Here is a 9,123-nt window from a genome sequence, read left to right as displayed (position 1 = left end):
TGTGCCTGTTACTTCGTTCAGTTGTGAAACCGGTGTTTAACCCTACTTACGAAGCTGAGGGACTGCGTTTTCGCATTTATCGTGAAACGCTTTCGCGCTTTTCGTGCGCCGCTTCAATAGAATAGAAAACAAAATACGAGCTTAGGCGAGATGACATTATACTGGGCGGTGAATATAAACACACGGAATGGATACTAAATTAACGAACTCGTACAACCCCGTAAGCTTTAAGGTAATGATTGTCACGACACATAAAGAGTGTCATATTGTTACTACAAAACTTACAAGTTTATGCTACTTAAAAACATATGAACTAAAAGCACTTGATTGTCGATTAAAGGCAACAAGTGCTTTTTATTGTAAAATAAAACTATATATTGGACTTAAAATGTTAATTTAACCGATTAAGCTGAAAAAGTAGTTCAGACAGTAGAAGTGGTGAAGACGTGTTTCAAAAGGCCAGTCGAAAACGTTGGAGAAAGTGGAAAAGCTTGATGGTAAGGGTACGGGAAATGTCAAGCAAGGAGATAAAAGCTCTCTAGCGCCAGGTGGTGGATTAGCTGTACATGAGTTAAAAGGTGAGCATTTAATAGAGAGGCATGTTAGGAAAACTGATGAACAACTTTTAGAAAGATTGAAAACTAATCCTAAAATTACTGGTTCTTCAACTTTTAAGAATAGAATGACAGCAGAAAAAGTTGCTAAAGGTTCAGCGAGACCTTGCTGCACTTTCTCATTCTAAAGCAAAATTAGAAAAAGAGTTGAAAAAGTATCCGTATCTATATGCGAATTATAAAAAGTCTGAAATTGCAAGAAGTGTATATGAAACGGAAGCCAAAAAGCAACAACAAGATGGTCTAGCAGCTGTTTCTTTTGTAGCGGATATGGTGCCTGTGGTTTCCAATGTAAAAGGTGGATGGGAAGCAAGTGTAGGATCCGATCCTAAAACAGTTTATGACCCATTTAAGATTAGTGACGACAAAATTTATCGATTGGGACAGGAAGCAATGCAGAACGGAAAAGTAAATGGGAGACTTGTCGAAGGAACTGCTTCAAATGGTTTAAAATTTAGAGGGTATTTAAATGAGGCTGGTGAAATAACAAACTTTTTCCCTATTGTTGATTAACTAAAAATACGATGTTATTGGAGGACGAAAAATGAGTGGAGAATATCAAGTAAATGAAAGTAAAGAAGATATTGATAAATTAATGTTAACATATTTTAATTTTATAAATGGAAAATATCTAGAAAAAGCATTAAAAAGCTTTGCCGAAAGAGAAGGTTATGGACAGGAGATAGTATTTGCCTTTTTTCAGTCTGATTTAGATGAATATGACATGGCACAATTACCTAGACCTTTAGATGAAAAACATGTTTTGATAGAGCTAGGTTACCCAGCTGTTGAAATTGAACAAATAGCTTTTTTAGATTTTAAAACATTCTATGATTATTTGGAGAAAAATGTAAATAAAGAAGTGGAGAATAAACCAGAGAAAACTGAGCTGACAGGTTTATTGGCAGAAGTGAAACGCAGTTTATGTGTATAATTTTTAATAATTAACTAAAAAAGGCACTCCATTATTTTAATGGGTAACTAAGTCACATAGCTTTATGACCTCCCTATAAAGTTTCAAATTACTGACAAAAATCTAGCTGTGTTGTATAAACTGGTACCGATTTCAAGGACATCAAACAAAGGCTTTATGTAACTAAGAGATAATCTCTATATTGAATGAGGATATTAGTAGATATATAGATATTGAAAAGTCATCATGTTCGCACAAAATGTTCGTACAAAGCCTACTTCTGAGCATAATATTAGCTGTGACTTTAAAAAGGATATAGTGTAAGCTGAGAATATACGAGGATTTTGAGTAGGAATAGAGTAAGTTTATAACCTTGATTGGCTAAATGCCTTTCGAGGTTTTTTACTTTAAATTATATCGAATCAGCTGATATTTGAGTGAGACGAAGCAGTGCAAGGTGCAAAATTAAAATGGAGATGTTCACAATGTTTGAGGAAAAAGTTAGAGCAGTCTTAGGTGCACGAGTATTACTAGATGATAATAATCTAAGAATCGAGCAAAAATGGGCAGAGCTAATTGTTTCACGGACGAATTTGATAATTTAGGCAAGGTAGAAGATTTTATGGTGGATACATACTGCTATTGGAGAAATTGCAATTACCCATGAGCAAGTTTTCGTTGGGCGCATTAGAGGTATAACAGGGAGGTTAGGGAAATTTGACCTAAAAGAAGCGCAAGACGAGCTAACATTAGACGAAATAAAAGATTTATTGACACGAATGAATAAAGTAATAGTAGGACTACAAAATGTAGAGATAGTAAAATTTTAAATTATCAAATAGATTTTGAGCGTTTAAAAGTAGAAGTGAAAGTGATGACAGAAAAAGAAAAACAAGTAAACATTCTGTTTAAAGATTTTTTGCTTTTCATTTTGAAAACCAGCTGCCTAACAGCATACTTTTAGATATAGCTGAAGGAGATGTTAATTCGTTTGCTTTAGATAATAAAACATTGTTAGATCAATCAAAAGATTATTGTTGGCCAATGGACTATGAGCATATTGAGGAACTGATTAATTATATTGAAGGAAATAATGACCATTACTACAAACTATAAGCTTCATACGGATTAAATGGATGGGTTCTTGCTAACAAGGTACTAATTGAATAATAATTCATCATGCGCAAAAGGAGTATTGTCTAGTGATAAACAAAAAACAGGGGAAGGTTTGCGATTAATTCATGAGTTTACAATTTATAACCACGGCTTAAATAGAAGACATATTGATTTTACAGAACTAAAGCAGTTGATTAATGAAGTAATTAAAACAGATAATTTTGTGGAATTAGTCATTACACCTATGTACCAAAATAGTAAAATTAATCTCGGTTTAATACGGGATTTGAGTTATTAGGTAACAACATAGAGAACTAAAGACATTAAAAGAGCATTCTTTTGGATTGTGCTTATTTTAAATAGAGATTTATATACAAAGACAATGAGAGCTTGAATGCTATTAGCAATATATGAGTCTTAATGATTTACCAAGGGGAAGTGGATGAAGACGAAGAAATTTTATGGAACCCTGTTCAAAAAATAATCATAGCGATATAACACCACTTGAAGAAAGGTTTGATATTACATTTCATTCTTCAATTGACTGCTATTTTAATTCCTACTGGTTTGCAGAGTTAGATGGTTTTATGGATGGGCATTACATTACGTTAGAGGCTGTATTACCGAATATTGAATTGGATACGTTTGAAAGGAATTTAAAGGGATATAAAAGAAATCACGATAAGCTTGATAAGGTTCCTATAGGTATAGAAGGCAATGGTTTGGTAGTTGTGATCCATAACATCAGCGGCAAAATCGAATTAGAAGATTTTGAACGAGGTTGTTTTAAAGAAATTGCAAACTCCTTAGAAGATTTAATTTCTAGCCTGCGTTTACAAAGATAACAAAAGTATGTACAAAAAAGAATTAAATCATCATCTACAGAAAGGGAAGGAATGGAATGAAGATCGAATTATTAAAAGCAGTGGACCAAGAGTTGGAAATGTACCCTGAAGCTTTTGGCGGTGCTGTTACTAGTGAGGAAGTGACACAAGCTGAAGCGAAGCTAAAAGTGAAACTTCCAGAGGACTTTAAAAAATTTCTTTTGAGGTATGGTTCGGGGGCAATTGGTGAAGCGGTTGTTTTAGGGTTAAGAGAGGCAGAATTTGTGTCTACACCGTCATTTGTAGATAAATCTCTACAGTTCAGAAATATGTTGCCTCAAGGATACGAGCATTTTGTTGTGATTGGAGTAGACAGTGCGGGAAATCCAGTAGGCTTTCAATACCCTAATAAAGAAATCGTCATAGTTGATTTTGACTTTGGCGGAAAAAAAGTTATAGCAGGAAGCTTTGAAGAATATCTAGAAAAATCGATTCGTGAAGAATTAAATATCCATTTCTGATTGGAGTTATGGAATAGTCCGTATTTATAAGGAGGAATTAGATGAGAAAAGATTTAGAGTGGGAATATGCTGATCGAGAAGTATCAGAAAATGAGGTTGAAGAAAGTGGAGGGCAATTAGGATTCCACTTACCTAAAGATTATATTGATTGTGTAAAAATAAATGGAGGTGCTAGCGTATTACCAGAAGAATTTAATGTAGGCAACGTAGAGCGTTGTTTTGGTAGTTTATTTAGCTTTGATAAGAAAAGCAGTGAGTACATTGTTCAAAAATATGAACTATATAAACCTATGGTTCCGCAAAAGGTTTTTCCTATTGCGAATGATCCCGCTGGAAATTTAATTTGTTTAGATTATAAAAATAATATAGACAACCCGATTGTGGTATTTTGGGAACACGAAAATGCCCCTGAAAAAGAAGTGTTAATGCAAGAGAAAGGTTTAACTGAAGAACAAGTGGAAGAACGTGCAAGGAGCAATGTATTTTACATCGCAGATACGTTTACGGATTTTTTAAGTAAATTACATGATTAAAAAACTTTTTGTAAGTGCACGTTGATTTGCTAAAGGCTTTAAAGGGGTATTTTTGTGGAAGTGCTTCATCATAAAAAAATGCTCGAGGGGCATAAAAGTATATCACTCGTCAAAAGGTGGAGGGTTCTCTTTTGAATATTCAAAAATATCCCAAAATTATTCATTTATAGTCTATGTAAAAGTCAACATACATGTTAGGTTTTATAACATAAATTTCTGAATAATCATTTACTTATTCACTTATTTCATGGTATGTTATATGACATAGATATTGTAACTTGCAATATGAGCTGAAAGTTAGCTGTTATAATATATACTTATTTCTCTAAATATGCACTTGGAAGAGCCGGTGCTCTATACATATATGAATACATCTACGTATAACTAGTCAAAAAGAATGAAGGCATTTCTAATTATAGTGCTGTTTGTTCTTTCAAATGAGTATAGTTATAGTAGGTGAAATTTTCAAGACAGTTATTTTGGTTTTTAAGCTGAATTTTTGGAATAGTTTGTTATTTTATTAATCAATGCTTTGCCACTTAGAAGTAGGTATAAAAGTTTACTAATAAAAGAAAATGCAGACGGAATTTAATAAGTTTTTTGGAATTTGTGGGCGATTTTCTCACTTTTTTATCATTTTTGAATAGTTTATAATCATCAGACAATTATACTGTGATATAGTTATAAGTGAGACAGAAAAAGGTGTGTTCTTAGGTCGCACCTGAATTTTTTTACTACGTAAGCAGGAGCGCCTACATCTTTTTACAAATATAGGGGATGAGGAAGGTTATAATGAGCAACGTACAGAAAAAAACAGACGTTATCTTAATTGGTGCCGGAGTCATGAGCGCAACTTTGGGATCATTACTCAAAGAGTTAGCACCTGAATGGGACATTAAAGTGTTTGAAAAACTCGCAGACGCAGGGGAAGAAAGCTCGAACGAATGGAATAATGCAGGGACGGGCCATTCTGCGCTGTGCGAACTAAACTATACATCAGAAAAAGCTGATGGATCTATAGATATAACGAAAGCGATTCGAATTAACGAGCAGTTTCAGCTGTCAAGACAGTTTTGGTCTTATCTTGTAAGCAGCAAGTTGATTCGCAATCCGCAAGACTTTATCATGCCAATTCCGCATATGAGTTTGGTACAAGGGGAAAAAAATGTATCGTTTCTGAAAAAGCGTTTTGAAGCGCTGTCAAACAATCCGTTGTTTCAAGGAATGGAGTATTCCGACAGTCCTGACAAACTAAAAGAATGGATTCCGTTAATCATGAAGGGGCGCACGTCAAATGAACCAATTGCCGCAACTAAAATTGATTCGGGAACAGACGTAAACTTCGGTGCTTTAACACGCATGTTGTTTGACCATCTGAAGAATAAAGGGGTTCACGTTCATTACAAACGAAGTGTAAAAGATATTAAACGTAAAAGTGACGGTATGTGGGAAGTGAAAGTCGCAGATGTAGACAGCGGCAAAGTTGAGTACCACACGGCAAAGTTCATCTTTATCGGAGGTGGAGGCGGAAGCTTGCCTTTACTTCAAAAAACAGGTATTCCTGAATCCAAGCATATTGGAGGATTCCCAGTAAGCGGATTATTTATGGTATGCAATAACCCTGAAGTGATTGCGCAGCATCACGGGAAAGTATATGGAAAAGCCAAAGTCGGAGCTCCGCCAATGTCGGTTCCGCACCTTGATACACGCTATATTGACAACAAAAAGACGCTGTTGTTTGGTCCATTTGCCGGCTTCTCGCCGAAATTCTTAAAAACTGGTTCAAACTTGGATTTAATCAGTTCTGTAAAGCCGAATAATATTTTAACCATGCTAGCAGCAGGCGTCAAAGAAATGGCGTTAACGAAATATTTAATTCAGCAAGTGCTGTTATCAAATGAAAAACGTGTGGAAGAACTGCGTGAGTTTATCCCGAACGCTAAAAGCGAAGACTGGGATATCGTTGTAGCAGGCCAGCGTGTGCAGGTAATCAAAGACACGGAAGCCGGAGGAAAAGGAACGCTTCAGTTTGGTACAGAAGTTGTAAGTGCCGCTGATGGTTCTGTTGCTGCACTTCTTGGCGCTTCTCCTGGTGCGTCAACGGCCGTTCACGTTATGCTAGAAGTATTGGAAAAATGCTTCCCAGAAAACATGAACAAGTGGGAGCCAAAAATAAAAGAAATGATTCCTTCTTATGGCATGTCGTTAGTTGATCATCCAGACTTCTTTAACGAAATTCATGCGTCTACTTCACAGACGCTTGGTTTAATTAAAAAAGAGTCCGTTTATAGCTAAAGATTTTACGCCGTAACAAACAGTACATGTGTATGTGAAGAAATCTACAGGCGTGCACAAACACCACCTTTTCTTGAGGTGGTGTTTTAATGGTCTTTATATGTAGAGTTTGAGTTAAGAGCGGTATTGATTGCTTCCAGGCTGAACTTTTAAATGCTTCCACGCTGCAATTGCATCATCGCGGCTTTTTCCATTGTTTTTCGGATCGTTAAAAAAATCGCGAATAAAGCGGTTGTACTCAAACTGAGGCGCAATTTCTTTTTGATAAGAAGGCTGCTTTCTTCGTTTTTCTTCTTCATGCCATGCTTTTACCACATCTCGATAGGTTTTCCCTACATTTTCTTTAAAGTAGTTTTGAATATGCGTGGAAAAATGAAACGTAGGATGAATGGCGTCTTTAAAAAAAGCCCGTGCTTCTTGACTGCAGCGATGATTTTCTCCAATGACGGTATCTAATGTTAGCGGCGCTTGTGTTTTAGAGGACGAGCGTCTTTTAGGTCGCGTTGTTATTTGTTGAGTGTCACCGGTCGTTAATAACACTTCAATTCTTTTTGAAAGTTCCATTTTAGATCCAGACGGGCTCATGTTGTTTTCTCGGCAAAATTGCTGCAGCTCGGTTTTGAGCCAGTAAAAATCGGTAAAGTCTTTGATAAGTAAATCTTTTGTAAGTTCAGGTCGCATCGTTTTCACCTCCATATATTTACTATAGAACGTTTGTTCTTGTTGGTCAATTGTTTTTAGAGAAGTACGAAGGAATTTCTTTTATGTTTCTTCCTACATAGTGAGAAGAAATAGGCTGTTTATTCACCTCTCTTGCCCAAATAGAAAGCTGGCCGATGTGATGGATTTCATGAATGATGATGTGATGCAAAATGTCAGCTTCCGTGTAAGAAGTAGAATCCCAAGGGACTGTTACGTACCTTTTGTTGGAAAAATTCAAATGACTTAGAAAGTCGGCAATTTCGGGTCTATGTGCGGAAGAGAGTGCTTGAAGCTTTTCGAGCGTATCGTGTTCTTCAAAAGAAAGAACGATATCTGGTTTACCTTGGATGGCGCGTATCCAACTGTCTTCCACATCAATAATATGAAACAGAGTTTGTAAAATGCTGCCCGTTCCTCCAGTCCGCTTCTTCAACAGTTCTTCTCTAGAAAGTTGATAACACCAGCTAAACCATTCATCTCTCACTTGCCAATTATATTCAAAAAAATGAATCATCTACCACACCTCACATGTTTTTTTACCTCTTACTAAATTAGATTAAGGCTTGTAAATTCCTTTGTAAAAAGAAGAAAAAACGTCTAGGCAAGAGATCTCTTGCAAATTCCAAAATCAAACAATTACAATAATAGAAAGGAGTTGATCACATGACGCTACATAAAAAAGTCCTTTCTACAATTATAGGAGGAGCTGTAGGAGACGCTTTAGGCGTTCCAGTTGAGTTTAAAAAACGCGATTCATTTCGAATTACGGCTATGACTGGCTACGGTACGTATAACCAGCCTGAAGGAACGTGGTCAGATGATACGTCTTTAACGATGTGCTTGATTGATAATCTACTAGAAAAACAAGATGAATATGATTTAATGCAAAAGTTTGAGAGCTATTGGGCGAATGGCTACTGGACGCCGTACGGAGAAATGTTTGATATAGGCATCGCAACAAGCGAAGCGATTCGCCGTTATAAAAGCGGACTTTCTAAAGAAGAGTGGGGAGGAAGCGCTGAATACGACAATGGAAACGGAGCGCTTATGCGTATTGCCCCACTTGCGTTTACACTATGTGATGAACCTAGCTTTACAAAAAGAAAAGAAGAAATAGAAAGAATTGCTCACGTTACGCACCGCCACTTGCGCTCTACGCTTGGCTGCATTATATACGTGGAGCTGCTTATTCGTCTTCTTGACGGCAACGAGCCTTTTGAAGCATATGAAAACGCGGTAAATCTCTGTCAAAAGCAGTTAACAGGTACGGAGTATGAAGCAGAGTTTTCTGCGTATGAACGAGTGTTAAACCTAAGCTTGCCGCACGCAGCGAGAAAGGAAATCGGGTCAACCGGATACGTCGTCAGCTCGCTAGAAGCATCTCTTTGGTCTTTTCTGCAAAGTGATGACTACAAAGAAGCTGTACTTACCGGTGTGAATTTAGGAGAAGACACAGACACAATAGGCTTTATTACCGGTACTATGGCAGGAGCATATTATCAGCTGGATGGCATTCCTAAAGAGTGGATTTGTCAGCTTGCTAAAAAAGAAGAGTTAGAGAAAGCGTGTAAGAAGTTTGCGGATATATGTTAATGGATAATAAAA

Annotated in this window: 11 protein-coding genes and 2 pseudogenes; 11 read left to right on the top strand and 2 right to left on the bottom strand. The window is 36.5% G+C overall.

The genetic code is table 11. From position 1 onward, the window contains the following. Positions 1–187: 187 nt before the first annotated feature. The 10 genes and pseudogenes from ACO1DI_RS12380 (at position 188) to ACO1DI_RS12335 (ending at position 6,816) form a co-directional block, all read left to right on the top strand. Positions 188–400, top strand: a complete 213-nt coding sequence (locus ACO1DI_RS12380; protein WP_080890172.1) for a hypothetical protein — start codon at positions 188–190, stop codon at positions 398–400. Positions 401–481: 81 nt separating this feature from the next. After that, on the top strand, positions 482–742 hold the full coding sequence (locus ACO1DI_RS12375; protein ID WP_237758447.1) for an RNase A-like domain-containing protein: 261 nt from the start codon (positions 482–484) through the stop codon (positions 740–742). A gap of 142 nt (positions 743–884) precedes the next feature. Further along, a complete protein-coding gene (locus ACO1DI_RS12370) occupies positions 885–1,127 on the top strand; it encodes a CdiA family toxin C-terminal domain-containing protein (RefSeq protein ID WP_423145309.1) in 243 nt (80 codons plus the stop codon). A 31-nt stretch (positions 1,128–1,158) separates the two neighbouring features. Then, on the top strand, positions 1,159–1,548 hold the full coding sequence (locus tag ACO1DI_RS12365) for a hypothetical protein (protein WP_338704596.1): 390 nt from the start codon (positions 1,159–1,161) through the stop codon (positions 1,546–1,548). A 565-nt stretch (positions 1,549–2,113) separates the two neighbouring features. Then, positions 2,114–2,357 (top strand): annotated as a pseudogene (locus ACO1DI_RS12360) (Imm3 family immunity protein); the annotation flags it as partial. Positions 2,358–2,689: 332 nt separating this feature from the next. Beyond that, positions 2,690–2,941 (top strand): hypothetical protein, encoded by a 252-nt coding sequence (locus ACO1DI_RS12355; protein WP_423145305.1) that lies wholly within the window; start codon positions 2,690–2,692, stop codon positions 2,939–2,941. Positions 2,942–3,066: 125 nt separating this feature from the next. Beyond that, positions 3,067–3,488 (top strand): annotated as a pseudogene (locus tag ACO1DI_RS12350) (SecY-interacting protein Syd); the annotation flags it as partial. 56 nt (positions 3,489–3,544) lie between these two features. Next, positions 3,545–3,988, top strand: a complete 444-nt coding sequence (locus ACO1DI_RS12345; RefSeq protein WP_115654141.1) for an SMI1/KNR4 family protein — start codon at positions 3,545–3,547, stop codon at positions 3,986–3,988. 41 nt (positions 3,989–4,029) lie between these two features. After that, complete coding sequence (locus ACO1DI_RS12340) at positions 4,030–4,521, top strand: SMI1/KNR4 family protein (protein WP_115654140.1); 492 nt, start codon at positions 4,030–4,032, stop codon at positions 4,519–4,521. Between the two features lie 792 nt (positions 4,522–5,313). After that, complete coding sequence (locus ACO1DI_RS12335; RefSeq protein WP_013083523.1) at positions 5,314–6,816, top strand: malate:quinone oxidoreductase; 1,503 nt, start codon at positions 5,314–5,316, stop codon at positions 6,814–6,816. A gap of 114 nt (positions 6,817–6,930) precedes the next feature. Here the strand turns inward: ACO1DI_RS12335 and ACO1DI_RS12330 are convergent, their stop codons facing one another. Then, a complete protein-coding gene (locus ACO1DI_RS12330; RefSeq protein WP_182421823.1) occupies positions 6,931–7,497 on the bottom strand; it encodes a DUF6434 domain-containing protein in 567 nt (188 codons plus the stop codon). A 46-nt stretch (positions 7,498–7,543) separates the two neighbouring features. Continuing rightward, on the bottom strand, positions 7,544–8,032 hold the full coding sequence (locus tag ACO1DI_RS12325) for a DinB family protein (protein ID WP_182421822.1): 489 nt from the start codon (positions 8,030–8,032) through the stop codon (positions 7,544–7,546). Positions 8,033–8,181: 149 nt separating this feature from the next. Between ACO1DI_RS12325 and ACO1DI_RS12320 the strand changes: the two genes are divergently transcribed. Continuing rightward, entirely contained in the window at positions 8,182–9,111 is a 930-nt protein-coding gene (locus tag ACO1DI_RS12320) for an ADP-ribosylglycohydrolase family protein (RefSeq protein WP_423145304.1), read from the top strand. The last annotated feature ends 12 nt before the right edge of the window (positions 9,112–9,123 follow it).

The organism is Priestia sp. 40 (assembly GCF_049368575.1).
Taxonomy (GTDB): Bacteria; Bacillota; Bacilli; order Bacillales; family Bacillaceae_H; genus Priestia; species Priestia zanthoxyli.
Note: the sequence above shows the minus strand (reverse complement) of the source record. Positions and strands in the feature narration are given on the sequence as shown.

Bases quoted from the DNA above. Each gene is read 5' to 3' on its own strand.
- ACO1DI_RS12380 (WP_080890172.1), top strand. From the start codon at position 188: ATGGATACTAAATTAACGAACTCGTACAACCCCGTAAGCTTTAAGGTA.
- ACO1DI_RS12370 (WP_423145309.1), top strand. From the start codon at position 885: ATGGTGCCTGTGGTTTCCAATGTAAAAGGTGGATGGGAAGCAAGTGTA.
- ACO1DI_RS12365 (WP_338704596.1), top strand. From the start codon at position 1,159: ATGAGTGGAGAATATCAAGTAAATGAAAGTAAAGAAGATATTGATAAA.
- ACO1DI_RS12345 (WP_115654141.1), top strand. From the start codon at position 3,545: ATGAAGATCGAATTATTAAAAGCAGTGGACCAAGAGTTGGAAATGTAC.
- ACO1DI_RS12340 (WP_115654140.1), top strand. From the start codon at position 4,030: ATGAGAAAAGATTTAGAGTGGGAATATGCTGATCGAGAAGTATCAGAA.
- ACO1DI_RS12335 (WP_013083523.1), top strand. From the start codon at position 5,314: ATGAGCAACGTACAGAAAAAAACAGACGTTATCTTAATTGGTGCCGGA.
- ACO1DI_RS12330 (WP_182421823.1), bottom strand. From the start codon at position 7,497: ATGCGACCTGAACTTACAAAAGATTTACTTATCAAAGACTTTACCGAT.
- ACO1DI_RS12325 (WP_182421822.1), bottom strand. From the start codon at position 8,032: ATGATTCATTTTTTTGAATATAATTGGCAAGTGAGAGATGAATGGTTT.
- ACO1DI_RS12320 (WP_423145304.1), top strand. From the start codon at position 8,182: ATGACGCTACATAAAAAAGTCCTTTCTACAATTATAGGAGGAGCTGTA.